General features: G+C 67.0%; 28 protein-coding genes and 1 pseudogene. 16 read left to right on the forward strand and 13 right to left on the reverse strand.

All coding sequences use genetic code 11. The features are described from left to right. The first annotated feature begins 137 nt into the window (after nucleotides 1-137). From queC to ACWPV3_RS08595, 3 genes are read left to right on the forward strand one after another with little or no spacing between them, the layout of a single operon-like run. A complete protein-coding gene (queC, locus tag ACWPV3_RS08585; RefSeq protein ID WP_453977596.1) occupies nucleotides 138-857 on the forward strand; it encodes a 7-cyano-7-deazaguanine synthase QueC in 720 nt (239 codons plus the stop codon). Further along, a complete protein-coding gene (queE, locus tag ACWPV3_RS08590; protein ID WP_453977597.1) occupies nucleotides 854-1489 on the forward strand; it encodes a 7-carboxy-7-deazaguanine synthase in 636 nt (211 codons plus the stop codon). The genes queC and queE overlap by 4 nt, the downstream gene beginning before the upstream one ends. Then, a complete protein-coding gene (locus tag ACWPV3_RS08595; RefSeq protein WP_453977598.1) occupies nucleotides 1489-1857 on the forward strand; it encodes a 6-pyruvoyl trahydropterin synthase family protein in 369 nt (122 codons plus the stop codon). Before queE ends, ACWPV3_RS08595 begins: the two co-directional genes overlap by 1 nt. On the opposite strand, the gene ACWPV3_RS08600 is transcribed toward ACWPV3_RS08595, so the two are convergent. From ACWPV3_RS08600 to ACWPV3_RS08610, 3 genes are all read right to left on the reverse strand, one after another. Continuing rightward, a complete protein-coding gene (locus ACWPV3_RS08600) occupies nucleotides 1854-2546 on the reverse strand; it encodes an alpha/beta fold hydrolase (protein ID WP_453977599.1) in 693 nt (230 codons plus the stop codon). The two genes, ACWPV3_RS08595 and ACWPV3_RS08600, sit on opposite strands and share 4 nt — an antisense overlap. Before the next feature lies 1 nt (nucleotide 2547). Further along, on the reverse strand, nucleotides 2548-2826 hold the full coding sequence (locus tag ACWPV3_RS08605) for a hypothetical protein (protein ID WP_292089367.1): 279 nt from the start codon (nucleotides 2824-2826) through the stop codon (nucleotides 2548-2550). 66 nt (nucleotides 2827-2892) lie between these two features. Next, nucleotides 2893-3741, reverse strand: a complete 849-nt coding sequence (locus ACWPV3_RS08610) for a thioesterase family protein (protein WP_453977600.1) — start codon at nucleotides 3739-3741, stop codon at nucleotides 2893-2895. A gap of 188 nt (nucleotides 3742-3929) precedes the next feature. On the opposite strand from ACWPV3_RS08610, the gene ACWPV3_RS08615 reads away from it, so the two are divergent. The 3 genes from ACWPV3_RS08615 (at nucleotide 3930) to ACWPV3_RS08625 (ending at nucleotide 5864) form a co-directional block, all read left to right on the forward strand. After that, nucleotides 3930-4418 (forward strand): winged helix-turn-helix transcriptional regulator, encoded by a 489-nt coding sequence (locus tag ACWPV3_RS08615; RefSeq protein ID WP_292089370.1) that lies wholly within the window; start codon nucleotides 3930-3932, stop codon nucleotides 4416-4418. Between the two features lie 335 nt (nucleotides 4419-4753). Beyond that, nucleotides 4754-5455: a helix-turn-helix transcriptional regulator gene (locus ACWPV3_RS08620; RefSeq protein WP_453977601.1), complete on the forward strand. Its 702-nt coding sequence runs from the start codon at nucleotides 4754-4756 to the stop codon at nucleotides 5453-5455. 58 nt (nucleotides 5456-5513) lie between these two features. Then, nucleotides 5514-5864: a VOC family protein gene (locus tag ACWPV3_RS08625; protein ID WP_292089372.1), complete on the forward strand. Its 351-nt coding sequence runs from the start codon at nucleotides 5514-5516 to the stop codon at nucleotides 5862-5864. Nucleotides 5865-5868: 4 nt separating this feature from the next. Here ACWPV3_RS08625 and mnmA read toward each other — a convergent pair whose 3' ends face one another. From mnmA to ACWPV3_RS08650, 5 genes are all read right to left on the reverse strand, one after another. Then, the gene (gene mnmA / locus ACWPV3_RS08630) at nucleotides 5869-7080 is read right to left on the reverse strand and encodes a tRNA 2-thiouridine(34) synthase MnmA (protein WP_453977602.1); all 1212 of its coding nucleotides are present in this window, start codon (nucleotides 7078-7080) and stop codon (nucleotides 5869-5871) included. Between the two features lie 92 nt (nucleotides 7081-7172). Next, a complete protein-coding gene (gene sciP, locus ACWPV3_RS08635) occupies nucleotides 7173-7457 on the reverse strand; it encodes a CtrA inhibitor SciP (RefSeq protein WP_026108337.1) in 285 nt (94 codons plus the stop codon). A 172-nt stretch (nucleotides 7458-7629) separates the two neighbouring features. Continuing rightward, nucleotides 7630-9384, reverse strand: a complete 1755-nt coding sequence (gene flgE / locus ACWPV3_RS08640) for a flagellar hook protein FlgE (protein ID WP_292178137.1) — start codon at nucleotides 9382-9384, stop codon at nucleotides 7630-7632. 50 nt (nucleotides 9385-9434) lie between these two features. After that, nucleotides 9435-10163, reverse strand: coding sequence for a flagellar hook assembly protein FlgD (locus ACWPV3_RS08645; RefSeq protein ID WP_312735220.1), 729 nt, complete (start codon nucleotides 10161-10163; stop codon nucleotides 9435-9437). A 4-nt stretch (nucleotides 10164-10167) separates the two neighbouring features. Then, a complete protein-coding gene (locus ACWPV3_RS08650) occupies nucleotides 10168-11859 on the reverse strand; it encodes a flagellar hook-length control protein FliK (protein ID WP_453977603.1) in 1692 nt (563 codons plus the stop codon). 390 nt (nucleotides 11860-12249) lie between these two features. Here ACWPV3_RS08650 and flgK point away from each other — a divergent pair, with 390 nt between their 5' ends. The 7 genes from flgK to ACWPV3_RS08685 all read left to right on the forward strand — a co-directional run bounded on the left by flgK (nucleotide 12250) and on the right by ACWPV3_RS08685 (nucleotide 19610). Further along, nucleotides 12250-14349, forward strand: a complete 2100-nt coding sequence (flgK, locus tag ACWPV3_RS08655; RefSeq protein WP_453977604.1) for a flagellar hook-associated protein FlgK — start codon at nucleotides 12250-12252, stop codon at nucleotides 14347-14349. Beyond that, on the forward strand, nucleotides 14346-15311 hold the full coding sequence (locus ACWPV3_RS08660) for a flagellin (RefSeq protein ID WP_453977605.1): 966 nt from the start codon (nucleotides 14346-14348) through the stop codon (nucleotides 15309-15311). The genes flgK and ACWPV3_RS08660 overlap by 4 nt, the downstream gene beginning before the upstream one ends. Nucleotides 15312-15572: 261 nt before the next feature. Next, a complete protein-coding gene (locus ACWPV3_RS08665; RefSeq protein ID WP_312735226.1) occupies nucleotides 15573-16691 on the forward strand; it encodes an MlaE family ABC transporter permease in 1119 nt (372 codons plus the stop codon). A gap of 35 nt (nucleotides 16692-16726) precedes the next feature. Beyond that, a complete protein-coding gene (locus ACWPV3_RS08670) occupies nucleotides 16727-17509 on the forward strand; it encodes an ABC transporter ATP-binding protein (protein ID WP_453978516.1) in 783 nt (260 codons plus the stop codon). 12 nt (nucleotides 17510-17521) lie between these two features. After that, complete coding sequence (locus ACWPV3_RS08675; protein ID WP_292178121.1) at nucleotides 17522-18460, forward strand: MlaD family protein; 939 nt, start codon at nucleotides 17522-17524, stop codon at nucleotides 18458-18460. Further along, nucleotides 18457-19107, forward strand: a complete 651-nt coding sequence (locus ACWPV3_RS08680) for an ABC-type transport auxiliary lipoprotein family protein (protein ID WP_292089388.1) — start codon at nucleotides 18457-18459, stop codon at nucleotides 19105-19107. The genes ACWPV3_RS08675 and ACWPV3_RS08680 overlap by 4 nt, the downstream gene beginning before the upstream one ends. Nucleotides 19108-19130: 23 nt before the next feature. Then, entirely contained in the window at nucleotides 19131-19610 is a 480-nt protein-coding gene (locus ACWPV3_RS08685; protein ID WP_453977606.1) for a hypothetical protein, read from the forward strand. A gap of 33 nt (nucleotides 19611-19643) precedes the next feature. Here the strand turns inward: ACWPV3_RS08685 and ACWPV3_RS08690 are convergent, their stop codons facing one another. The 3 genes from ACWPV3_RS08690 to ACWPV3_RS08700 all read right to left on the reverse strand — a co-directional run bounded on the left by ACWPV3_RS08690 (nucleotide 19644) and on the right by ACWPV3_RS08700 (nucleotide 21735). Then, nucleotides 19644-20291: a 3-oxoacid CoA-transferase subunit B gene (locus ACWPV3_RS08690; RefSeq protein WP_292089392.1), complete on the reverse strand. Its 648-nt coding sequence runs from the start codon at nucleotides 20289-20291 to the stop codon at nucleotides 19644-19646. Between the two features lie 2 nt (nucleotides 20292-20293). Next, nucleotides 20294-21019, reverse strand: coding sequence for a CoA transferase subunit A (locus tag ACWPV3_RS08695; RefSeq protein ID WP_292178105.1), 726 nt, complete (start codon nucleotides 21017-21019; stop codon nucleotides 20294-20296). 254 nt (nucleotides 21020-21273) lie between these two features. Further along, nucleotides 21274-21735: a peptidylprolyl isomerase gene (locus tag ACWPV3_RS08700; RefSeq protein ID WP_409411725.1), complete on the reverse strand. Its 462-nt coding sequence runs from the start codon at nucleotides 21733-21735 to the stop codon at nucleotides 21274-21276. A 73-nt stretch (nucleotides 21736-21808) separates the two neighbouring features. Between ACWPV3_RS08700 and ACWPV3_RS08705 the strand changes: the two genes are divergently transcribed. Together ACWPV3_RS08705 and ACWPV3_RS08710 are read left to right on the forward strand one after the other, a co-directional pair. After that, complete coding sequence (locus tag ACWPV3_RS08705; protein WP_292089397.1) at nucleotides 21809-22519, forward strand: RlmE family RNA methyltransferase; 711 nt, start codon at nucleotides 21809-21811, stop codon at nucleotides 22517-22519. Continuing rightward, a pseudogene (locus ACWPV3_RS08710) lies at nucleotides 22516-23571 on the forward strand (DUF2332 domain-containing protein). The gene ACWPV3_RS08705 and the pseudogene ACWPV3_RS08710 overlap by 4 nt, the downstream one beginning before the upstream one ends. Here the strand turns inward: ACWPV3_RS08710 and ACWPV3_RS08715 are convergent. Continuing rightward, nucleotides 23568-24107: a DUF2061 domain-containing protein gene (locus tag ACWPV3_RS08715; RefSeq protein ID WP_453977607.1), complete on the reverse strand. Its 540-nt coding sequence runs from the start codon at nucleotides 24105-24107 to the stop codon at nucleotides 23568-23570. The pseudogene ACWPV3_RS08710 and the gene ACWPV3_RS08715 overlap by 4 nt on opposite strands. A gap of 76 nt (nucleotides 24108-24183) precedes the next feature. Continuing rightward, nucleotides 24184-24435: a hypothetical protein gene (locus ACWPV3_RS08720; RefSeq protein WP_453977608.1), complete on the reverse strand. Its 252-nt coding sequence runs from the start codon at nucleotides 24433-24435 to the stop codon at nucleotides 24184-24186. Nucleotides 24436-24683: 248 nt separating this feature from the next. Here ACWPV3_RS08720 and guaB point away from each other — a divergent pair, with 248 nt between their 5' ends. Next, entirely contained in the window at nucleotides 24684-26141 is a 1458-nt protein-coding gene (gene guaB, locus ACWPV3_RS08725; protein ID WP_292089399.1) for an IMP dehydrogenase, read from the forward strand. Nucleotides 26142-26145: the final 4 nt, after the last annotated feature.

Below are 26145 nucleotides of genomic sequence, written 5' to 3' on the forward strand. Positions count from 1 at the left end.
CCGCAAGACCGGAAAGGCGGGGAAGGCGGCTGCGTTTTGCACCCCGGCCAGGGCTGGTGTATGAGGCCCGCCCGACCCATCTGGGTCTTCATCCCTTTGTGCATGCGCGCGGCCGACCGGCCGACCGCAGGTTTGTCATGAGCGTCATCCTGGAAAAGACCCCCACATCGGCCCTGGTTCTGTTCTCCGGCGGGCAGGACAGCGCGACCTGCCTGGCCTGGGCGCTGGAACGGTTCCAGCGGGTCGAGACGGTCGGTTTCGACTATGGCCAGCGGCATGCGGTCGAGATGCAGGCGCGCCAGACCGTGCGCGACGGCATGGCGAAGGCCCTGCCACACTACGCCGACCGGCTGGGCGACGATCATGTGGTGGACCTGACCGGATACGGCCGGATCGCCGAAAGCGCCCTGACCGCCGACCGCAAGATCGAGATGGATGCGCGCGGCCTGCCGACGACCTTCGTGCCGGGGCGGAACCTGATCTTCCTGGTCGCGGCGGCGGCGCTGGCGGACCGGCGCGGGCTGGAGGTGCTGGTCGGCGGCATGTGCGAGACCGACTTCTCGGGCTATCCCGACTGTCGTCACGACACGATGGAGGCGATGGCGCGGGCGCTGTCTCTGGGGCTGGACAAGCCGGTGGTGATCGAGACGCCGCTGATGTGGCTGACGAAGGCCCGGACGTGGGAACTGGCCCGTCAGATCGGCGGAGAGGCGCTGGTCCAGATGATCGTCGAGGACAGCCATACCTGTTATCGGGGCGACCGGACGCATCGCCACGCCTGGGGCTATGGCTGCGGCGAATGTCCGGCGTGCGAACTGCGCGCTGCGGGCTATGACGAATGGGCGTCGGGCCAATGACGTATTCGGCCAAGGAAGTCTTTCTGACGGTGCAGGGCGAGGGCGGGCAGGCGGGCCGTCCGGCGGTCTTCCTGCGCTTCGCCGGCTGCAATCTGTGGAGCGGTCGCGAGCAGGATCGGGCCAGCGCCGTCTGCACCTTCTGCGACACTGATTTCGTCGGCGTGGACGGCGGCGGGGGCGGCAAGTTCGCGACGCCAGATCTGCTGGCCGATCATGTCGCGGCGATGTGGCGGGGGCGGGCGGGCGATCCGAAACTGGTGGTCTGCACCGGGGGCGAGCCGCTGCTGCAACTGGACGCGCCTCTGATCGCATCCCTGCACGCGCGGGGCTTTGAAATCGCCATCGAGTCGAACGGCACGCTGGCTGCGCCCGACGGGATCGACTGGATCTGCATCAGCCCCAAGGCCGATGCGCCGGTGGTGCAGACGCGCGGGGCCGAGCTGAAACTGGTCTTTCCCCAGGCCAAGGCCATGCCGGATCGGTTCGAACATCTTGATTTCGAACGCTTCTGGCTTCAGCCGATGGACGGGCCGGATCAGGCCGCCAACACCGCCGCCGCCATCGAATACTGCCTGACCCACCCCCAATGGCGCCTGAGCGTCCAGACCCACAAATACATCGGCGTCCGCTAATGCCCGTCTTCGAGATCACCAAACAGGCGACGTTCGACGCCGCCCACCACTTCCCCAACGAGCCCGAGGGCAGCATCTATCGCCGCGTCCACGGCCATTCCTTCACGGTCGAGGCGACGGTGCGGTCAGAGGTGCTGGACGACGAACATGGCTGGGTCGCGGATCTGGGCGCACTGGACCGGGCGCTGAAGGCGGCGGCGGAGACGCTGGACCACGGGATGCTGAACGAACATCCGGGGCTGGAGCTGCCCAGCCTGGAGAACCTGTGCCTATGGTTCGCCCGGACGCTGAAGCCCGAATGGCCGGGCCTGTGCCGCATTCAGGTGGCCCGCCCGACGATCAACGAGCGGTGCGTGCTGAGCCTTTAGGCGTTCAGCCAGTCCAGCAGGGCCGCATTGACGACGGCCGGCTGTTCCAGTGTCGAGGCATGGCCGCAGTCGGGGACGATGACCAGTTGGGCGTCGGGCAGGGCGTCGGCCATTTCGCGCGCTCGGATCGGCGGGGTCAGGGGATCGCGGTCGCCGACCAGAACCAGCGTCGGAACGTGGAGGCCGGGCAGGTCGGGGCGTGAATCCGCCCGGCCGATGATCGCCCTTTGCTGGCGCACGAAACCGGCGGCGCCGACCTCCAGACCCATGCGAACCTGTACGTCGATTAAGGTCTGATCCCCCTTATGCAGCGGGTGCAGCAGGCGTGGCGCGATCTCGCGCATGATGGTCTCAAGCTGACCGTCTTCGGCGCGCGCGATCAGGGTCTGGCGTTGGGCGGTCTGTTCGGGCGCATCGGGGCGGGCGGTGGTGTCCAGCAGCGCCAGCCGCTCAACCCGCTCCGGGGCCTGACGCATGATCTCGAAGGCGATGTAGCCGCCCATCGAAATCCCGCCCAAGGCAAAGCGGGGCGGGGCGTCGCGCAGGATGGCGGCGGCCATCCGGGCCATGCTGTCGCCTTCGGCTGTCGAGGCGATGCTGACGGGCCTGTGGGGGCTGAGCGCCGCGACCTGGGGCGCGAACATCTCGGCCGTGCAGGCCAGACCGGGAACGAGGACGACCGGCGTCACCTCAGCAACTCTTGCCCTGACGCTGGCGTTGTTCGCAGCGGCGTTGTTCACGTTCGTACTGCCGCTGTTCCCGCTCGCGGCGGGCGCGGGTCTCCTCGTCCGAGGTGGTGACGGCGTCCACGCCCGCGCCGACGACCGCGCCCGTGGCCTTGGCCGCGCCGCCCACGACAGCAGCGGTCCCGCCCACAACCGCGCCGACGACACAGCCCTGAAGCATCAGACAGCCGCCCAGAACGACGACGCTTTGAGAGACCGCGAAAAGACGATTTCGACGACGCATCTGGACCACTCCGAAGACCGCGGAGAACGGCCCGCGCCCAAGGTTAGACCGAACCGCGCCGCGTCGTCAGCCCCCGCGTTGGGGCAGCAGTCGTCGACGTTGCCGCGCCACGGCCAGCGGCGTGCCGCCGACGCCCCAGGCCGTCGCCTCGTCCACCGTCCAGCCCAGGCCCAGGTCCAGCATGCTGAACTCGAAGAAGGCCCAGCCGTCGGGCGCGTTCTGGGGCGTCGGATCGGCCAGAATGTCGATGCGAAAGTCCACGGTGGTCATGGCGACGGGCGTCGGGCTAAGCGTCCAGGCGGGCGGGTAGAGGGCGTCCAGCAGGTAGCACAGCCTGGTTTCGTCCAAAGGGCCGCTGTCCCGCATCCGCATCCAGGTGCGTTCCATGGCGGGCTTGCCTGCATTGCCGCCCAGGATATTGGGGCCGCCGTCGAAGCGATATTCGACGTGTCGCGCGAAGTGCGGGGCCATAGGCCCGCCGATGGTGGCGGCTGGGTCAAGGCTGTTCAGCGGGGGCGGCGGCCGACGCAGCGGCGACAGCGACGAGGTCTGGCCGTCGCGCCCATAGGTGCCCGTGGCGTGATGAGTCAGGCGACCGTCCTGATCGGCCTCGACGGCCGCATAGAGGACATTGCGGCCCCCGCGCAGCAGCCGCGGGCGAAAGGCCAAGGGCGCGTCAAAGGCGGCGGCGGCCAGATACTGCACCGACAAGGTTCTTAACGGCGTCTCCAGCCCCAGCCCGCGCCGCATGGAGCGCGCACACAGCGCCGCCAGCAGGCCGCCGAAGGGAAAGCCCTTTTCCGGGGGCAGTCCGGCGGGACCGTTCGAGAAACATCCCGGAACCACGGTCGACAGCGCGCCGTCCTCCGTCGCGCCAAAGGCCAGAACGTCGTCCAGGGGAACCAGCGGAGTCATGAGCGCGATCCTGCGTCAGGCGACAAGGGGACGGAAGGCCCGATTCCAGGAATCGGCCTTCCGCCAGTCAAGGAACAAGGACGACGCGCCGGGGAGAGCGGCTTGTCCGTTGCCAAACGAGACTGACTGACTGCGTTCCGATTGGCAACCCTCTTGCCAACAGGCTGACGCGGGGTCACTTTCCATTTATGGGACGCACCGCCGACTACAGCCGCCAAAGCTGCTCCATCGCCGCCACGCTGGAGGTGATCGGCGACCCGTGGACGCTTCTGGTCATCCGTGACGCCTTCAACGGGGTGACGCGGTTCGAACAGTGGCAGGACAATCTGGGCGTGGCCCGCAACGTGCTGGCCGCCCGCCTGAAAAGCCTGGTGCAGCACGGAGTGCTGGAGCCGCGTCCCTATTCCGAACGACCACCGCGCAACGAATATGTGCTGACGGCCAAGGGCAAGGATCTGTACGGCGTCCTGGTGACGCTGCACGGCTGGGGCGCCAAACACGTCTATGGCGACGCCGACAGCGGCATCGACATGGTCCACAAGACCTGCGGACAGACCCTGACGCCGCGCATCGCCTGCGGCTGCTGCGGCGAGATCGTGAAGCCGCGCGACATCCTGCTGGTCCGCTCCGAAAATCGACCGACCGTCGGGGATGTGATGCCAAAGGAAGCGGCTTAGCCAATGACCGAGGCGGCGTGAGCAAACTGTTCGCCAAATCGCTGATTGGAACAGTCGTCGCCGTGGCGGCCCTTTCTGGAGCGTGGGCGTACAAGCGTGAGGACCAGTGCAGACGCTTGTTGGCTTCTCTCGCCCCTCAAAGCGACGTCGAGGTGCGCAGGACCAGCGCCGGAGTCTGTTATTCGTGCCGCCTCGACGGCCCTCTCTATGACCTCACGTATCCCTACTGCGCGAAGGCAGACCGCATCTACCAAGAAGGGCAAGACACGCAACCCGCAGGCCGATAGTGCCTTGTGCTGCCGCTTTCTGGCAGCAGGTCTGATAGGGATCCGGGCGTGTCCCGATCCGAGCGCCTTTTCGATCTTTTGAACGTCCTGCGGCGGCATCGTCGGCCGGTCAGCGGCAAGGTGCTGGCCCAAGAGATGGGCATTAGTCTGCGCACCCTCTATCGCGACATCGCCAGCCTGCAGGCGCAGGGCGCGACCATCGAGGGCGAGCCGGGTATCGGCTATGTGCTGCGGCCGGGGTTCCTGTTGCCGCCCTTGATGTTTCCGCCCGAGGAGATCGAGGCTCTGGTCCTGGGATCGCGCTGGGTGGTCGAGCGGGCGGACGTACGATTGCGGGACGCGGCGCTGAGCGCCCTGGCGCGTATCGGCGCGGTGCTGCCGCCGGATTTGCGCGACGAGATGGACAGTTCGGCCCTCTTCGTGGTTCCGGGCGCCTCCGCGCCGCTGGACACCGTCGATCCCGCCCTGTTGAGGAAGGCGATCCGCACGGAGACGCGGCTGATCCTGTTCTACAGCGACGAGGCGGGCGTGGCGTCGCAGCGTGTGGTCTGGCCCTTCGCCCTGGCCTTTTTCGACCGGGTGCGGCTGGTGCTGGCCTGGTGCGAACTGCGCCAGGATTTCCGCAGTTTCCGCACAGACCGCATCTCGGCCGCCGAACTGGGCCAGGGCCGGTATCCGCGCCGGCGGCAAGCGCTGATGAAGGCTTGGCGGGAGCAGGAGGCGCTGAGGCGCGGATCGGAATCCTGCTGACGGAAGTTGGCAGCAGCGCGGTCTAGCTTTGTTCCTGTCGCAAGGACAGGAGGGCGCGATGGATCAAGGTCAGGACATTCTGTTGGACGTGGCGGACCCGGAGGTCAGCGCGCGCTTTTACGGTCGGCTGTTGCAGGGGCGCGCTGTGCTGGTCGGGCCGGATCGGGCCACGCTGGTCCTGGCGTCAGGGCGTCGGCTGAACCTGTGGCGGCGGAGCGCGGAAGCCACGGAGCCCGCCAGGGCCGTGGGGTTTGCCGTGGACCGCGCCTCGGACGTCGACGACCTTCATGTCGACTGGTGGGACGGCGGGGCGCGCATCCTGACGCCGCCGTGCGATCTGCCGCACGGGCGGGGCTTCGTGGCCAGCGACCCGGACGGGCATCGCCTTTGCGTCTTCGCGGCGGCGTGACGCGCTAAACGGCGACGGCGGTGGTGTCTGCGATGAAGCCGCCGCCCAGCACGCGGTCGGGATCGACCGGGTCGTAGAGGACGCAGGCCTGACCGGGCGCGACGCCTTCCTCGCCCTGGTCGAAAACGACCGAGACGATGTCGTCGACGATCGCCAGACGGGCGGGCGACGGCTGGCGAGTCGAACGCACGCGCGCCAGGACCGGCGCGCCGTCGCGGGCGGCCTCTTCCATGCTGGCCTGGTCGCCCAACCAATTGGTTTCTTCCAGCGTCAGGCGCCTGGTCAGCAGAGCCTCGCGCGGGCCGACAAGGACGCGGCGGGTCTCTGGCTCCAGCTTGACGACGAACAGGGGCTCGCCCACCGCCACCTTCAGGCCACGGCGTTGGCCGATGGTGTAGTCGGTGATGCCGGCGTGGGCGCCCAGCACCCGGCCGTCCATGTGGACGATCTCGCCCGCCTCGCGGCCCTGGGGGCGCAGCCGGTCGATCAGGGTGCGATAGTCGCCGGACGGCACGAAACAGATGTCCTGGCTGTCCGGCTTGGCGGCGATCTTCAGGCCCAGATCGGCCGCGACGCCGCGCACCTGGGGCTTCTCCAGATCGGCTAGCGGGAAGCGCAGATAGTCGAGCTGATCCTGCGTCGTGGCGAACAGGAAGTAGGACTGGTCGCGCGAATGATCGACGGCCTTGCGCATCTGCGAGCGGTTGCCGAGCGCGGCGCGCCGGACATAGTGGCCCGTCGCCATGGCCTCGGCGCCCAGGTCGCGGGCGACGTCCAGCAGGTCGCGGAACTTGACCGTCTGATTGCAGCGGATGCAGGGGACCGGCGTCTGGCCCTTCAGATAGGAGTCGGCGAACTGGTCGATCACCGCGTCCTTGAACCGGCTTTCATAATCCAGAACATAATGGGGGATGCCGATCATGTCGGCGGCCAGCCGCGCGTCGTGGATGTCCTGGCCCGCGCAGCAGGCGCCCTTCTTCTTCAGCGCCGCCCCGTGGTCGTAGAGTTGAAGGGTCACACCGACGACGTCGTAGCCGGCCTTGTGCAGCAGGGCCGCGACGACTGTGGAGTCCACGCCGCCGGACATGGCCGCGACCACGCGCGCGCCGACCGGCAGGCCGACGGCCGTCCGCGCGCTCTCGATCGCCGCATCCATGTCGGTGCGGCGAATGTCGGGAACGGGGCAGATGTCTTCGACCAGGGTCATCGCCGCCATTTAGGCTCGAACCGGCGCGATTTCGAGGCCCGCAAACGAAAAGGGCCGCACCCGTCGCCGGATGCGGCCCTCAAGGTCTTCGAGGAAACCGTTCAGGAACGGTAGCTCTGGATCCGCGTCGTGCGCAGCCCCTGCATGCCCCATTTGTCGATCGCCTTCTGCCAGGCGAGGAATTCTTCCGCGGTCAGCCGATACTTGGCCAGGGCGTCGTCCAGGCTGAGCAGACCGCCACGAACGGCGGCGACAACCTCGGCCTTGCGGCGGATCACCCAGCGGTCCGTGTTGGACGGCGGGAGATCGTTCAGGGTCAGGGGCGTGCCCGTCGGTCCGACCACGTATTGTTCGCCTTTGCTGTTCAGGCGCCGCTCTTGCAACATGGGCTTAGACCTCTCTCACCAACACCGTACTGAGGCGAATGTAGGCGAGCCCGGCTAAGGGCCGTTTAAGCGTCGTGGTGAAGGAACGGATAAAATCCGTCCCTTCCCGAATGACTCTGTAAACCTTGCTTGCGCGACGATTCATTGAAGCTAACGACTGCCTAATCACCGATCAGCGTTTGATGTTGATCAGTTCGGCCAGCATTTCATCGGCCGTGGTGATGATCTTGGACGAGGCGGAATAGGCGCGCTGCGTCGTGATAAGGCCGGTGAATTCGGCCGACAGGTCGACCGTGGAGTTCTCCAGCTGCTGCGCCGCGATGGAGCCGGCGCCGCCGGTGCCCGCCGCCTTCAGGTTGAAGGTTCCGGACTGCAGGCTGACGGCGTAGGCGTTGCCGGACACTTCGCGCAGGCTGTCGGGGCTGGGGAAGGTGGCGACCGCGACCTGGGCGATGCGGCGCATGACGCCGTTGTCGAAGATGGCGGTGACGAAGCCGCTCTCGTCGATGGTGATTTCGCTCAGATTGCCGAAGGCCGTGCCGTTCGTGACCGTCGACTGCACGACCGAGGCGGTGTTCAGCTGGCTGAGGCCGCCTGCCGAGGTGTTCAGGTCCAGCGTCACCGACTGGGCGGCGATGCCCAGACCTTCGGCCCAGGCGACCTGGCCGGGCGCCATCGTCAGATTGTTCGGGTCGGACTTGCCGAACTCCAGAGTGGCCTGGGTCGGGTCGTCGAACAGGCCCGTGCCCGCCGGCCAGTTGCGCATGGTCTCCACGTCGAGGCGGCCCGACGGGGTGAAGGCGATCTTGCCGGTCTTGATCTGCCCGTTCGTATAGGGCGTGCCGGCGACGACGTCGTCGGCGGGCACGGAGACGATTTCGGCGTTCCAGATGTTCGGCTCGTCGCTCTTGAGGAAGCGGATTTCCAGATTGCGCTGGCCGCCCTTGGAGTCCGAGACCGGGATGTTCATCTTGAAGTCGGGCTTCACGCCGACCGGGTTGTCGGCGTCGGCGTTGTACATGGCCATCGAGTTGACCGTCGGGTCGTACTTGGACTTGGCCGTGACGCTGGTCCCCAGGCCGATATCGGCCAGGTTCAGGGTGTAGGGCGTGCCGCTGGCCGGGGTGAACAGCATCTGGGTGGGCGGCGGGCCGCCCACAGCGGCTGCCGTGCCGGAGTTCTGTCCAGTGACGGTCAGGCCGGTCAGGGCGCCGGTCGTCGGGTCGAAGGTCGCGCTGGCGTTGATTTTCTGCGAGCCCGACTTGATGACCACATCATAGGCGTCGGCGCCGGTGCGGGTGTAGCGCACGGTGACGTCGTGAGACGCCGCTGCGGTGTCCGATACGCCCTTATAGGCCTGGGCGCTGGCGGCCGAGCTGGCTTCCTGGGTCGAACGCAGGTTGGCGTTGATCTGGACGCGGGTGGTCGGCTCGGCCGTGCCGCCGACCGAACCGATGTTCACCGAGCGCAGGCGCGACAGGTCAGACGGGTCGATGGAGATGTCGCCGTTGGAATCGACGGGCCAGCCTTGCAGATAGAGGCCCGCGCTGTTCTTCAGATAGCCCTGCTTGTCCACGGTGAAGGCGCCGGCGCGGGTGAACAGGCGCGTGTCGGTGGAGGCCACGCCCTCGGCCTTGTCCGTCACGACGAAGAATCCCTGGCCGGCGATGGCCAGGTCCGTGCTGGAGGTCGTGCGCTGAAGCTGACCTTCCTGGCTGATGTAGGACCGGTTGTTGGTGGTGACGCCGCCGGCGGAATAGCTGCCGCCGGACGAGGTCTGGCTGTTGACCAGGGTCTGGAATTCGGCGGCCGTGCGCTTGTAGCCGACGGTGTTCACATTGGCGATGTTCTGCGAGATCGCCGCCAGGGCGGCGGAGTTGGCGGCGAGGCCGGACACGCCGGCCAGCATGGCGCTGTTGAGGCTCATGAAAGTCGCTCCTTAAGCGAAGACGGTCATCGGGAAGGCGGCGGAGCGCATCATGCGGCCGCCTCCTCGGTCGGGACGTTCGGATTCTCCGTATCGTCTGAGTTGCTTGCCTTCGTGGTGATCTCGTTCAGCGAGATCACGGTCGAAAGCGGAAGTATGGAGTCGCCGATCACCAGATACGGCTCGCCGTTGTACATTTCGACGCCGGTGACGCGGCCCTGGATCAGGGTCTGGGCGCCGACCTTGGCGCCGGCCGCATCGGTGGCCGCGACCTTCAGCGTATAGACCCCGCCGTCGTCGGCGATGTCGCCGCCGCCCTTCAGCTGGCCGTTCCAGGTGAAGGAATGCAGGCCCGAGGTCTTGTCCGGCGCAGGGCCTTCCCAGACAACCGCGCCCTTGCTGTCGAGCACCTGCAGGGTGACGTTCTCGGCGTTCGACGCCAGTTCGTAGGACCAGGTCGCCTTGCCGCCCTCCAGCTGGGTCGCGGTCCAGGCGGCGGTGACGTTCTTGCCGATGTAGTTCGCTGCATTGTCCAGACCACCCGCCGACTGGGCCTTCAGCAGACTGGTCAGAAGGTCGTTGGTCAGCAACTGCTGCTCCACGCCCGCCATCTGGGTCAGCTGGGCCGTGAACTCGTTGGAGTCGAGCGGCGACAGGGGGTCCTGGTTCTTCATCTGCGTGGTCAGCAGGGTCAGGAAGGTCTCGAAGTTCGAGGCCAGCATCGTGCTGCCGCTGTTGATGCGGGTCGAGGCGTTGTCGGAGGTTACGGCGGCGACCATGGGGTCAGACCTTCAGATCGACGCGGTCAGGCGTCTGGGAAAGGGTGGTCCAGGCGCCGGGCGCCGGGAGGGGGGCGTCGGCTTCCCGGGCGAGACGGGAGCCGCCGCTGAACAGGGCGTTGCGTTGCTGCTGACGCTCGAAGGCGCCGCCGCCCGTGGAAGGATCGCGCTGACTGAAATCCAGGGCGTCGCCAGCCACCTGGAAGCCCGCGTCCTGAAGCTGGCGGCGCAGTTCGTCGGCGCGCCCGCGCAGTTCGGCGGCGGCGGCGGGATTGTCGAAGGCCAGTCTGGCGGCCAGCTGGCCGTCGGAACCGATCTCCAGGCTGACGTCGACACGTCCGAGGTCTTCGGGGGTCAGGACCATGTCGAAGCGTGTGGAGCGTCCGTCCAGCTTGCGCGCGATCTGGGCGGCCAGATGGGCGGTGGTCTCGATGGTGGCGCGCGACAGATGCGATGCGAGCGGGCTTCGGTCCGTGGACGGCGCCGCCTGTTGCGTCGGCATGTCCTGCGGCGCGACGGCCTGCGCGACCTCGGATGCGGCGACGGGCGCCGAGGCGGGCGAGCCGGCGGCGTCGGGCGAAGCCGTGGCGGGGGCAGGCGCGGGCGACGCTTCGGTCCCCGTCGGTTTCCGGACGTTCGACGCCTCCGTCACGGCCGGCTTGTCAGTCGTCTCGACCGCGACAGGCGAAACGGACGCATGGTCGCCATGATGCAACGACTTGGCGGGCGCTCCCGACGTCTGGGCGTCCTTGATGACGGCTTCAGAATCCGCAGGCGTTGTTTTCGTCGGCGTTTCTGTCGAAGCCGCCGAGAGACCTTTCGACTCGATCTTGTCCGCCTGTTCGACCTTTGTGATCTGGGCCGCTTGTAGGATGGCGGACTGAGCTTGAGGCGACGATGTTTGGTCGGATGTCGCGGTCTGGGAGACGATGATCTGGATCGCCTGCGATGCGAGCTCGCCTGGAATCCTTGCGGCGACGGCAGCCTGGGCTTTCGCTGCGGTCGCCGCGAAAGCGGAAGAGGGCGAGGCCGGGGCGCCCGACGTCGTTGTGGATTGAGCTCGCAGTTCGTCGGCTGCGGGCGTCGCCTTGTCCTTGGCGGCCTCGAGGATCGGCTCTGGCAATGGCGGAACGGCGGCGTCGGTGGTCGAAGCGGCCAGGATGTCCGCAGGAACAGCCAGACCCGTTCCGTGTGCGATGGGCGTGTCGGAAGGCGCGTCGGCGTCGGTCGAGGTCAGGACGCCCTGCGGAGCCGACGCCGCCTGGGAAAGCGCTTCCCCAGCGACAGCCGAAGGTGGGGTTTCGACGGGCGCGGGCGGCGGAACGACGGCGGATGCGAGGATCGCTGGCGCGACGGGGAAGACGAGGTCGGCGACGGGCGTATCGCCAGGCGCCGCGGCGAGGGGCTGGTCGGTCTCGCCGCGATCCGATGCATTCTCTTCGACCGGAGCGGCGATAGCGTCATCGACGACAGACGGCGCCATATCGCCTTCCGCCTGTTCGAACGTGGCGACGGCGGCGACGGGCGGCAGGCCTTTGGCGCCCGGGCGTGCGTCTGGAGTCGAGCCGGCTTTCAGCAGTTCGCCGATCTTGCGGGAGAAAAGGCTCGTGTCCGCATCCCCTGCTCCGAACGCAGCCGTCATCGTTCCGGCGGAAGCCGGCGCGACAGGCGCGAACAGGAAGGCGGTGGAGGGCATGGGCTGCGGGCTGTCTTCCGAAGACGTGGCGGCGCTTGCTGCGCCCGGTTTTTCGCGACGCGCCTCGCAAGGCTTGGGCCATGATGAAAACGACGGAAAAACAACAAGTAACAACCGTTCCCTGTGGGACGGTCGGTAGCGTAAGGGCGTTTCTTGCCGCGCAATCGCCCTTTTTTGCCCGGCTGGCGCGGAGGGGTTCGTCAGGTCTCGTCAGTTGGCGCAGTCTTTGCGGCCCGTGTTGGTCATGACGGCGATCCGTTCAGCAATCTTGTTTGTTTTCAACGTTCTGAACGAACGGCGCGAGCGCGTGGCCGGGCAAGAAGTGCGCGCGGCAGGGCAGGACTTGCCGGGCGGGCAGGGGGAGGATCGTCCGTGTCGCTGAATTCGATCATGAACATCGCGACCTCGGGCCTGCAGACGGCCCAGGCGCAGTTGCGCGTCACCTCCGACAATATCGCCAACGTCAACACCGCCGGCTATGTGCGCAAGATCACCGACCAGACGGCGGCGGTGACGACCGGCTTCGGCGCCGGGGTCGAGGTGTCGCGCGTGCGGCTGGCCACCGACCGTTTCCTCCAGGCCGCGAGCCTGAGCGCAGGCGCCGACGCCGCGCGCCAGGGCGTCCGCTACGAACTCTACAACCAGATCCAGAGCCAGTTCGGCGATCCCAGCGGCGACAGCGGCTTCTTCGCCCAGGTGGATAAACTGTTCGCCAGCTATGCGGCCATGGCCGAAAGTCCCACCTCGTCGGCGGCGCGGCAGGACACCATCTACAAGACCCAGGCCCTGTTCAATCAGGCGGCGGGCATCGCCAGCCAGATCCAGTCGGTGCGCCAGGAAGCGGACGGTCGCTTACAGAACGCCATCGAGACGATCAATCCGCTGCTGGAGCAGATCGACAAGCTGAACAAGACGATCGCGGCGGGATCGGTCACGAACCAGGACGTGACCGGCGCTCAGAACGCACAACTGGGCCTTATCAGCCAGTTGTCGCAATATATGGATGTGAAGGTCGAAGCACGCTCGAACGGCGGCGTCACCTTGCGCACCGGCACGGGCACGACCCTGGTGGGCGAGGGGCACGCGACGCTGTCCTATCAGGCGGCCGGGACGGTGGATGCGACGACCGCCTTTTCGGACATCATGATCACCGAGCCCAGCGGGACGCGCTGGCCGCTGCTGGACGGGGTGTCTTCGGGACAGATCAAGGGGCTGATCGAACTGCGCGACGTCGAGGCGCCGGCGGCGGCCGCGAGGTTGGGCGAACTGACCGCCCGCCTCGCCGACGAACTGAACCGCGCCCATAACGCCAACAGCAGCGTGCCCGCGCCGACGGTTCTGAACGGCCGCAACACCGGCCAGGCGCTGGAGACCGCCCTAGCGGGATTCACCGGAAAGACCACCATCACGGCCGTCGACGGCGCGGGCGTGGTCCAGGCTTCTGCCGAGATCGTCTTTTCCGGCGCGACCATGACGGTCAACGGCGTGGCGGCGGACCCGACGACTTTTCTGAGTGTGCTGAACGCCCAACTGGGCGGTGCGGCGACGGCCAGTTTCGCCGACGGGGTTCTGAGATTGGACGGGAATGGCGGGAACGGGGTCGCCATCGCCGACGACGCGACGACGCCCAGCGCCAAGGGCGGGCGCGGCTTCTCCCATTGGTTCGGGTTGAACGACCTGGTCACGACCACGACGCCGACCTTCTACGAAACGGGACTGACGCTGGCCTCGCAGCACGGTTTCGATCCGGGGGAAAGCCTGACGTTCCGCTTCTCGGGCGAATCCGGTTCGCGCATGCGCGACGTCACCGTCGCCGTTCCAGCCGGGACGGGAACGATGGGCGAACTGCTGACGGCCTTGAACGATCCGGTCAGCGGCGTCGGCCGCTACGGCGCCTTCAGCCTGGATGCTGCGGGCAAGCTGAGCTTCAAGGCCTATGACGCCTCGGCCCAGACGATGAGCGTGATCAAGGACGGCACGACCCAGAACCCGTCGGGCCTGTCGATGTCGGAGTTGTTCGGCCTGGGGGCGACCGGTGCGACGCGCGCGGGCGCCTATACGGTGCGCGGCGATATTCAGCAGGACCCCGGCAAGCTGGCGCTGGCCCAGTTGAACCTTTCTGCGACGGCGGGGACGCCGGCGCTCAGCAAGAACGACGGACGCGGCGGATTGCTGCTGGGCGATGTGGGCAAGCGCAACGTCACCTTCGGCGCGGCCGGCGGCAACGCGGGCGGGACCAAGACGCTATCCGCCTATGCGGCCGACTTCGCGGGCGACATCGGCGGCAAGGCCGCGGCCGCCAAGAGCCGCAGCGAGACCGCCACCGCCCTGGCGCGCGAGGCGGACAGCCGCCGTACATCGGCGGAAGGGGTGAACATGGACGAGGAACTGGTCAACATGACCACCTTCCAGCAGGCCTACAACGCCTCGGCCCGCCTGATCCAGGCCAGCAAGGACATGTACGACGTTCTGATCGGAATGCTGAAATGACGCGCGTCGCCACCTTCGGAAACTACCAGTCCGCCCTGCTGGATCTGATGAGCGCCCAGAGCCGCGCGGAACAGGCGCAGGAGCGTATCGCCAGCGAGAAGATCGCCACCGACATGGCCGGCTATGGCCGGGGCGCCGAATCCCTGACCAGCCTGACGTCCACCCAGGCGCGGCTGGAAGGCTTCATCTCCACCGGCGAGACGGCCGCCGCGCGGCTGAGCGCGCAGGATATGGCCCTGACCCGCATCTACGAAGGTGGAACCGGCGCACGCGAGGCGATCGCCAATTCGCTGGCGGCCGGACGGATCGACAATCTGATGACCGAGCTGGGCCTGCAGTACCAGACGGTGGTGGGCGGACTGAACGCCGAGCATCAGGGCGCCTATCTGTTCGGCGGCGGGCGGGGCGACACGGCGCCTGCGACGGCCAGGACCCTGGCGGATCTGGCGGCTGCGCCATCGACCGCATCGACCTTCGCCAACGACAGCTTGAAACAGAAGTCGCGCATCGACGAGAACACCACGCTTGAGACCGGATTCCTGGCCAACGAAGTGGGCGGCCCGCTGACAGAGGTGTTCCGGAACTTGCAGGCCTTCCAGAACGGTTCGCCGGTGACGGTGAACGGCGTCACCTACACGCCGGCGGGGTCGGGCACGCTGACGGGCCAGCCGGACGCGAACGTTACGGCCTTCCTGAAGGCGCAGATGGATCAGTTCGACAAGGTCAACGCCGAGCTGACCAATCAGACGGCCAAGAACGGCCTGCTCCAGAACCACGTCGAGACCGCGCTGGACGCCCACGAAGGGCAGAAGACGGCGCTGCAGAAGATGATGAAGGACAAGAGCGGCTACGATCCTGCCAAGGCGATCACCGACCTGCAACTGGCCCAGGTCGCCATCCAGGCGTCGGCGCAGATCGTCAATTCGTTGAAGAGCACCTCGCTGCTGGACCTTCTGCGATAAGGCGACCGGCCAAGGTTCGGCTTCGACAGAACAAAACGTCCTCGGCCGCGTTGGTGTTCGACGCCAGCGTGGCGGTGGAGGGCCCATGAAGCGCATAGTCGCGACACAGTTGCGCTTGAAAGCGCAGCCGCAATGTCATCGTGCGTTGACTAAGCCTGCCCGCGTGCGCATGAGGCTGAACGGGCCGCGGCCCGATCCGTCTCACGGTCTGTTGGGGGCGACGATGTCCGTCCAGAATTCAAATTCGACGTCCGAGGCCTGATGAGCCCGGCGCAATACGAGATCGTGGACGCCGCCGATGGAACGGCGAAGCTGCGGCTGACGGGCGACTGGACGACGACGGCGCTTGGACGACTGCCGCGCGAGCTGGGTCGCGACCTCGACGGCCGCGATATCGTCGGAATCGACACCACCGACCTGGGCCGTTTCGACACCGCCGGCGCCTTGGCGCTGGTGCAGGCGTCGAACGGGCGGCTGCCAAGGGGGGCGTGGAAGGAAAGGCCCGAAGCCGGCCGAATCTACCAGATGATCGAGGTGCTGGAACGCAAGAGCGCGCCGGCGCCCAAGCGGCCGGACGCCTTCACCCGCACGTTCGCCAAGGTGGGGCGAGGGGTCTATGATTTTTGGGCCGAGGCGGTGTTGTCCCTGGCCTTCCTGGGACGGCTGATGACGGCGGTGGTCGAGGCCGCCAAACACCCCGGCGCGATCCGCTGGCCCGCGTGGTTCAGCCAGGCCGAGCGCGCGGGTCTGGACGCCATTCCCATCGTCATGATGACCAACTTCTTCATCGGAGCGGTCGTGGCCTTCATCGGCGTGGACCTGCTGACGGACTTCGGCGCCCAGGTGTTCGCGGTTCAACTGATCGGCGTGGCCATGTTCCGCGAATTCGCCGTGGTCATCGCCGCCGTGCTGCTGGCGGGCCGGTCCGCTTCCGCCTTCGCCGCCGAGATCGGGTCGATGCGGATGAACCAGGAGGTCGACGCCATGGAGGTGATGGGGGTCAACCCGTTTCAGGCCCTGGTCGTGCCGCGCCTGGCCGCCCTGGTGCTGATGCTGCCCCTGCTGACCTTCCTGGGGATGATCGGCGGCCTGCTGGGCGGCCTGATCGTCTGCTGGTCGTCCCTAAACCTGGGACCGGCCTTCTTCTTCCAGCGGCTGCTCGAGGACGGCAGCATGGCCCAGCACATGATGGTCGGCCTGGTTAAGGCGCCGGTCTTCGCCCTGGTCATCGCCGCCATCGGCTGCCGTCAGGGCATGGCGGTGGCCGGCGATGTCGAGAGCCTGGGCCGTCGAGTGACCGCGGCGGTGGTTCAGGCGATCTTCGCCATCATCCTGCTGGACGCCGTGTTCGCCCTGATCTTCCTGGAGCTGAACATATGACCGACGCCCAGACCGCGCCGGTCGGAGACGGCAAGATGCAGGAAAAAGACGGCCGAGACATCATGGTCGAGGTGCGCGGCCTGCGCAGTCAGTTCGGCGACCGGGTCATCCACGAGAACCTCGATCTGGACCTGTTGCGTGGCGAGGTGCTGGGCGTCGTCGGGGGATCGGGCGCGGGCAAGACCGTGCTGCTGAACACCATCATCGGCCTGAAACAACCCGAGGGCGGCACGGTGAAGGTGCTGGGCTACGACCGCGCCAATCTGACCGACGCCGAGGCCGCCGATATCGAGCGGCGGACAGGCGTCCTGTTCCAGCAGGGGGCCCTGTTCTCCGCCCTCAGCGTGCTGGAGAACGTAGCCTCGCCCCTGGTCGAACACACCAGGCTGCCGAAATCGACCATCTACGAGCTGGCCGAACTGAAGATCGCCATGGTGGGGCTGAAGCCCGAGCACCATTATCTGAAGCCCGCCGAACTATCGGGCGGGATGAAGAAGCGGGTCGGCCTGGCGCGCGCCCTGGCGCTGGATCCCGAACTGATCTTCCTGGACGAGCCGACGGCGGGCCTGGACCCTATCGGCGCCGCCGCCTTCGACGATCTGATCCGCAAGCTGGCGGACGACCTGGGCCTGACGGTGTTCATGATCACCCACGACCTCGATACGCTGTACGCCATCTGCGACAAGGTGGCGGTGCTGGCGGACAAACGGATGGTGGCCAAGGCCACGGTTCAGGAACTGGAGCGTTCCGATCATCCGTGGATCAAGGAATACTTCCTGGGACCGCGCGGTCGCGCGGCCGCCCGGATCAAGGCCTGAGGAGAGCCGAGCATGGAAAGAGACGCACATTACGCCGCGGTCGGCATCGCCACCGTCGCCCTGCTGGCGGCCCTGGCCGTGTTCACCATCTGGTTGGCCCGGTTGCAGTTCAACAGCGACTACGACCTTTACGACATCGTCTTCTACGGGCCGGTCAACGGCCTGTCGGAGGGTGGCGAGGTGCATTTCAACGGCATCCGCGTCGGCGAGGTGACGGACCTGCACATCGACACCAAGCGTGGAGACCAGGTCATCGCGCGGGTGCGGGTGGACGCCACCACTCCGGTCCGCGTGACGTCGCGCGCCCAGTTGGAGCCGCAGGGCATCACGGGCCTCAACTACATCCAGATCACCGCCGGTTCGCCGAACAGCGCCCTGTTGAAGGATCAATACCCCGACAACGTCGTGCCGGTGCTGCAAAGCCAGCCGTCGCCCATCGCCGAACTGCTCAGCGGGTCGGGCACGGTGCTGGCCCAGACGGTGGACGCCCTGAACCGCATCAACCGCGTCATGTCGGACGACAACATTCGCAGCTTCTCGACCAGCGTGAAGAACGTCGAGGCCCTGACCACCGAACTGGAAGCCCGCAAGGCCATCTTCCAGCAGTTGGAAGAGGCCGTGACCAACGCCAATGCGGCGGTCAAGGAATACCAGGGCCTGGCCGTCGACACGCGCCAGATCATCAACACCGATGGCCGCGAGGCTATCGCCAACATCAACCGCGCGACGGTCGAGGCCCGCACGGCCATCGCCTCGGCCAACCGTTCGATCACCGGGCTGGAGCGGCCTCTGGGCGACTTCGCGACGACCAGCCTGCCGCAATTGACGGGCACGATCGAGGAGTTGCAGGACGCCACCCGCTCCCTCCAATCGCTGATCGACGACGTGCGCGCCAGCCCGCGCGACTTCATCGGGCGTCCCCAATCCAAAGAACTCGAGGTGCAGCCGTGATCCTTCGTCCCGCCCTTCATCTGTCGGCCGGTCTGGCGATCGCGGCCGCGCTTAGCGGATGTGCGCTGCTGTCCACGCCCGATCCGGTGCAGAACTATCGTTTCGGACTGCCGATGGCCGCCCCGTCGACGGTCGGCGACACGCCCGCCCCGCTGACGGTGTCCATCCGCCGCATCGAGTTTCCGCAGGCGGCAGGCGACGACCGCATCCTGGGCGTGACCGGGCTTGAGACCGCCTATATCGCCGGTGCGCGCTGGGTTTCGCCGGCTTCCACCCTGTTCGACGACAGCCTGAAGGCCGCCTTCGCCAATCGCGCCGACCGCATCCGCGTTCTGGGCCGCCGCGAGCCGGGTACGCCGCCGCTGGTGCTGCAGGTGACGGTCACGACCTTCGAGGCCCGTTATGCGGCGCCGGGTGCTACGCCTGAGGTCGTGGTCACGGCGCGCGCCCAATTGCGCTCGACGCCCGAGCGGCAGGCGGGCGGCGGCGCCATCCGGCCCGAGCAGGGCCGCTCGGTCGAGCGGGTCTTCACCGTCACCCAACCGGCCGGCGAGAACCGGGTCTCGGCCATCGTCGCCGCCTTCGACACGGCGACGCGGGACATCAATACGCAAATCGCCGACTGGACGATCCAGTCGGCCAACTGATCTGCAAGAGGGGAGGCGGGTGGATGCTGAAGCTCGTCGGACTATCGGCCGTTATGGCCCTGGCGGCGACGACGGCCCAGGCGCAGGTGGCGACCAAGCCCCTGTCTGAAGGGCGGCCATGCGCCTATGCCGATGTGGTGGGACTGTGGAAGAGCCAGGTGCTGCGTTCGGACGAGCCGGGCGTGGAGAACCTGGCCGCCATCGCGCCTCAGGACTACATGCGGTTCCGTCCGAATGGCGAGATGATGTATTTCGCTTCCACGCGCGACTATCCGGACGTGGCGGCGATCAACGCCCGTATGGATGAACTGGATCGTGCCGACGGGGACACCTATCGCGCCGAGATTCCGTCATCCGGCCTGCTGGTGCTGTGGCGAAACGGCCGCCCGTTTCAAGGCTTCACCTGCACCGTCGTCGCGCCGCGCGAAGGCCGGTCCGTGACCATACTGAGCGAGATCGAGGGCCAGCCGTATCTGCGTCGCGTGCAGACGCGGCTGGATTGATCCCTCGATAGCCCGATCAAACCCGGTGGGGCGTCAGAGACCGGCGGCTACCGAATAGGCGGCCTCGGTCTTGGCGGCGACCTCGTCCAGGGTGACGCCGTCGGCCAGTTCGATCAGTTCCAGACCGCTGCCGTCCGGCTTGACGTCGAAGGTGGCCAGGTCGGTGATGATGCGGCTGACGACGCCCGTGCCGGTCAGGGGCAGGGTGCAGGCCTTCAAGACCTTGGACTGGCCGTGCTTGTTGGCGTGCTCCATGACCACGACCACGCGCTTGACGCCCGCGACCAGGTCCATGGCGCCGCCCATGCCCTTCACCAGCTTGCCGGGGATCATCCAGTTGGCGATGTCGCCGTTCTGGGCCACTTCCATCGCGCCCAGGATCGACAGGTTGATGTGTCCCCCCCGGATCATGGCGAAGCTGTCGGCGCTGCTGAAATAGGACGACTCCGGGATCTCGGTGATCGTCTGCTTGCCGGCATTGATCAGGTCGGGGTCCTCATCGCCCTCATAGGGGAAGGGGCCCATGCCCAGCATGCCGTTCTCGGACTGCAGGGTCACGGTCATGCCGTCGGGGATGTAGTTGGCCACCAGGGTCGGGATGCCGATGCCCAGGTTGACGTAGAAGCCGTCCTGAAGCTCCTGGGCGGCGCGTTCGGCCAGTTGTTCGCGGGTGCGGGGCATGATCAGACCTCCGATCCGGCGGCGGCGCCGGCAGCACGTTGACGGACGGTGCGCTGTTCGATGCGCTTTTCGGACACGGTCTGGATCAGGCGGTCGACATAGACGCCCGGCGTGTGGATGTGATCGGGATCGAGCGAACCGACGGGGACGATCTCTTCGACCTCGACGACCGTGACCTTGCCGGCCGTGGCCATCATCGGGTTGAAGTTGCGGGCGGTCTTGCGGAAGACCAGATTGCCGCGCTCGTCCGCCTTCCAGGCCTTGACGATGGACAGGTCGGCGATGAGGCCGGTCTCCATGACGTAGTCGCGGCCGTTGAAGTTCCTGACCTCCTTGCCTTCGGCGACCAGGGTGCCGACGCCGGTGGCGGTGAAGAAGGCGGGGATGCCGGCGCCGCCCGCGCGGATGCGCTCGGCCAGCGTGCCCTGAGGGTTGAACTCCAGTTCCAGTTCGCCGGCCAGATACTGACGTTCGAACTCCTTGTTCTCGCCGACGTAGGACGAGATCATCTTGGCGATCTGCCGCGTCTCCAACAGTTGGCCCAGGCCGAAGCCGTCCACGCCCGCATTGTTGGAGATGACGGTGATGCCTTTGACGCCCGTGTCGCGCAGGCCGGCGATCAGGTTCTCGGGGATGCCGCAAAGGCCGAAGCCGCCGGACATGACGGTCATGCCGTCGAAGGTCAGGCCCTCCAGCGCGGACTTCACGTCAGCGTAGATCTTTCCCATCGGTCTCCCTCTTTTCACTGCCTGATGAATATCGGCGCGTTGGGCCACGCCTAACCCGGCGAAGGCGAAGGAGCAAGCCGCCGATCACGCGACGTTTCAGACGACCGCCGAAAAAACGGAGTCCAGAGAGTCCGAGGAGTCTGAATAGTCCGAAATCGCCCAACCTCCGAAGAGGACATCGGGGCCCCGTCGGTCGCCGGCAAGGGCGTCGCGAACGAAAAAGGCCCGGACGCGATGTCCGGGCCTGTCCTGTCTTAGTTGACCGTCGCCTTGACGATCTTGCCGGGCGCGCGGGGCGGCTCGCCCTTCGGCAGGGCGTCGATGTGCTCCATGCCGGACTCGACCTGGCCCCAGACCGTGTACTGGCGGTCCAGGAAGGTGGCGTCGTCGAAGCAGATGAAGAACTGCGAATTGGCGCTGTTCGGGTCGGACGTGCGGGCCATCGAGCAGACGCCGCGCACATGCGGCTCGGCCGAGAATTCCTGCTTCAGGTTCGGCTTGGTCGAACCCGAGGTGCCGGTGCCGGTGGGGTCGCCGCCCTGGGCCATGAAGCCCGGGATCACGCGGTGGAAGACCACGCCGTCGTAGAAGCCTTCCTTGGCCAGTTCGGTGATGCGTTCGACATGGCCGGGGGCCAGGTCGGGGCGCAGCTTGATGACCACGTCGCGGGCTTCGCCGTCGCCGGTGTCCAGGGTGAAGGTCAGGGTGTCGGCCATTTCGGTCGTCCTCTTGAGGGTTGATTTGAGGCGGGACATAGCCCGCAACGCGTCTGACGGCTATGTGGGAACGATGAGCGAAGACGAAAAGCCCCCCGAACGCCGCCGCATGGTGCGTCCCCCCACCGGCGGGACCGCCGCCGGACGCGGCATGGGCGCCAAGATGAAGACGGCCGACACCAAGTCGATGTCGAGCCAGCAGTGGATCAAGCGCCAGCTGTCGGACAAATGGTCCGAGCGCGCGCGGGCGGAAGGCTGGCGTTCGCGCGCGGCCTTCAAGCTGATCGAGATCGACGACAAGTTTCGCCTGATCAAGCGCGGGTCGCGGGTCATCGACCTGGGCGCCGCGCCGGGCGGCTGGGTGCAGGTGGCGCTGGACCGCGGCGCGGCGGCGGTGGCGGGCGTGGATCTGTTGATGATCGAGCCGATCCCCGGCGCAACCCTGATCCAGGCCGACTTCACCGAGCCGGGCGTGGACCAGCAGTTGATCGACGCCATCGGCGGGCCGCCCGACCTGGTCCTGTCGGACATGGCGCACAACACCATCGGCCATCGCCAGACCGACCACCTGAAGATCATCGCATTGATCGAGATCGCCGCCGACTTCGCCATTCGCACCCTTCGGCCGGGCGGCAGTTTCGTGTCCAAGAACTTCCAGGGCGGGGACGCGGGCGGGGTTCTGACCCGTCTGCGCGAAGAGTTCGAGACGGTGAAATACGTCAAGCCGTCCTCCAGCCGGAAAGACAGCGCCGAGGTCTTTCTGGTGGCGCTGAACAAGCGATGACCGAGGCCGCCGTTCGACGGGCGTTCGCGGATCAGGCGGTGATCTGCACGGCGGCGGGGGCTCCCTTCACCGGGCGGCTGTGCCGATTGGTCGGGGAGCGGCTGACGGCGGACGGCGCGATCGGACGGCGGGTGCTGGGGTGGACCGGCATCCCCTCGCACCAGGGCGACGCCCTGCCTCTGAGGCTGATGGGCGGGCTGCACGCCCTGGCCCGGTCAGGGCGTGACGAGGCGCTGGCGGCCATCTATCCGCCGCATCCGGCGCCGGATGACGTGGCGACGTGGGCCGTCGTGGCGCGGGTGCTGGACGACCACGCCGACAGCCTGTCGCCCTGGCTGGACGGTCCGCCGCAGACCAATGAGGTGGGCCGGTCGGCCGCCCTGATGGCGGGCCTGCTTGTGCTGGCCGAGCGGTTCGGCCTGCCGTTCGCGCTGTATGAGCTGGGCGCCAGCGCCGGGCTAAACACCGTGCTGGATCGCTATGCCTACCGTCTGGGAGAGATCGAGGCGGGGATGGTCGGGTCGCCCGTGCGGCTGACGCCGACCTGGACCGGCGCCTCGCCGCCAAGGGGCGATGTCGAGATCGCGCGGAGAGCCGGAGTGGATCGCAATCCGCTGGACGTGCGCGACCCGGCGACGCGCGCGCGACTGGCCGCCTAGGTCTGGGCGGATCAGCGCGAGCGGCTGGCGCGGCTGGAGGCGGCGCTGGATCTGGCGGCCGCCGATCCGCCGCCTATCGATCAGGCCGACGCCGCCGACTGGCTGGAGGCGAATTTGTCGACGGCGCCCGAGGCGGGCGTCTGTCGCGTCGTGATGCACACCATCGCCTATCAGTATTTTCCGCCCGAGGGGCAGGCCCGCATTCGCGCGCGCCTCGCCGCCGCAGGCGCTGGGGCGACCGAAGACGCGCCTCTGGCCTGGCTGAGTTTCGAGGCCATGTCGGACACTGTGGACCGGCGTCCGGCGCTCGATCTGACTGTCTGGCCCGGCAGCGAGACGCAACGCCTGGCGATCTGTCAGCCGCATGGCGCCGAGATCGACTGGAAGATTTAGGCCGTGGCGACCAGGGCCCGGCGGGCCTCGATCCTGGACCAGATGCGGTCGTGCACGGTGAAGAAGACCGTCTGCACCAGCGGCTCTATCATGCCGATGGCCAGGGCCGTGCGGATGTCGTGCGTCAGGGCGTACGCGACGGCGACTGCCACGGTGAAGTGCATGACGCCATAGGTCAGGGTCTTCAATGCGATCTGCTTGAACGAGCGGGGCAGGGCGTGGCTGTGGCCGTGACTCTGGTCGCCGTGATCGTGGACGCGGGCCTGTTCCTGCGGAGACATGACGTCCAGGCGGGCGGCGACGGCCTCGGTCGCCTCTTCCAGCCCTGACGCCATGCGACGGCGTTCGATGCGGTGCCACACGCGGTCGTGGATGGAATAGGCCAGCGTCTGGAAGATCGGCTCCACCACCCCGACCGCCAGGGCGACGCGCCAGTCGCGGGTGATGACGAAGGCCGTCAGTATGGCCACCACCAGATGCATCAGCCCGTAGCTGGCGATCTTCATCGCCAGTTTTCGCGCGGTGCTGAGGATCATGCCGACCATGCGATCAGAATGGTGAGCCGCCGCGACGGTTGCAAAGCAATAAAATCTATCGCGGCCATAACGCGCGTCACCTTTTGAAGGAAGATAAGACGTTTGCTAGAAACGCAGCAAAGCCCATCCTGAAAAAGAAGTCTTTGACCACGATAGGCCAAGCGATCTTTGTTTCAATTTCAGCTAAGCGGCTACGCTTGCGTGCTTCGGCTCCGGTCGCATCGGCCACATCTTTTCTGGCCTTCAGTTCAGCCAGAATGGCAGCTTCTTGGGCCGCTCTAACCGCCTTCGATTTTCGCACCGCAGTCATGACGACCTCGTTGTTCAAGCGGCAATCGAACTGTCACGACGTGGTGGACAGAAGAATGCACCGTGCTTCACGGTCTCATGTCTTCCGCCGCCGCAACGCGGTCAGCGCCTTTCTCTCGATGGCCTCATCCTGGGATGTGTGGACGATGAAGTCGTGGGCGGCTTGTTGTGCGGTGCGGTCCTGACAACACGGAAAATCAGCCGGCGTAGCCCTTGCCCCCGACCCCCGCATCCCGTTATACGCGGCCCGCAAAACGGAGACTCCCCATGGAGATACGCGAAGGACTGACCTTCGACGATGTTTTGCTGGAACCCGGCCCGTCCGAGTTCATGCCGGCGATGGTCGATGTCTCGACCCAGCTGACGCGCGACATCAAACTGAACATCCCGCTGCTGTCGTCCGCGATGGACACGGTGACGGAAAGCCGCCTGGCGATCGCCATGGCCCAGTCCGGCGGCCTGGGCGTGCTGCATCGGAACATGACCATCGAGGAGCAGGCCGAACAGGTCCGCGCCGTCAAACGCTATGAAAGCGGGATGGTGGTCAATCCGGTCACGGTCGGCCCCCAGACCACTCTGGGCGAGGTGCGCCAGATCGTCGAGGCCAGGAAGATCACCGGCTTCCCCGTCGTCGATCCCGACACCGGCAAGCTGGTCGGGATGCTGACCCACCGCGACATGCGGTTCGAGAGCGATCCGAACGTCACCGCCGCCTCGCTGATGACCACGGGCGATCTGATCACGGTGCGCGAGGGCGCCAGCCGCGATGAGGCCCGCGAACTGCTGCGCACCCGCAAGATCGAGCGGGTCATCGTGGTGGACGAGGATTATCGGGCCGTCGGCCTGATCACAATGAAGGACATCGAGAAGGCCCAGGCCTTCCCCAACGCCGCCAAGGACGAGCAGGGCCGCCTGCTGGTCGGCGCGGCCTCCACCGTCGGCGACGCCGGGTTCGAGCGCGCCATGGCCCTGGCCGACGCGGGTTGCGACGTGGTGGTGATCGACACCGCCCACGGACACTCCGCCTCGGTGGCCCAGGTGGTCGAGCGCATCAAGCGCGAGAACAACCGGCTGCAGATCATCGCCGGCAACGTCGCCACCTATGACGCCACGCGCGCCCTGATCGACGCGGGCGCCGATGCGGTCAAGGTCGGCATCGGTCCGGGCAGCATCTGCACCACCCGCATCGTCGCGGGCGTGGGCGTGCCGCAGCTGACGGCCGTGATGGACTCCGCGCGCGCCGCCAGGGGCACGGGCGCCTCGGTCATCGCCGACGGCGGCATCAAATATTCGGGCGACCTGGCCAAGGCCATCGCGGCCGGGGCGAACGTGGCCATGATGGGCTCGATGTTCGCCGGCACCGACGAAAGCCCCGGCGAGGTCTTCCTGTACCAGGGCCGCAGCTACAAATCCTATCGCGGCATGGGTTCGGTCGGGGCGATGGCGCGCGGATCGGCGGATCGGTATTTCCAGAAGGAAGTCTCGTCCGAGAAGCTGGTGCCCGAGGGCATCGAAGGCCAGACCGCCTACAAGGGGCCGATCGCGCCGGTGCTGCACCAGCTGGTCGGCGGGCTTCGCGCCTCGATGGGTTATGTCGGCGGTGCGACGATCCCCGACTTCCAGGAACGCGCCCGCTTCGTGCGGATCACCGGGGCGGGCCTGCGGGAAAGCCATGTCCACGACGTGATGATCACGCGCGAGGCGCCGAACTACAGACAGGGATAAGACC

Source organism: Brevundimonas sp. Marseille-Q4549, assembly GCF_976940555.1.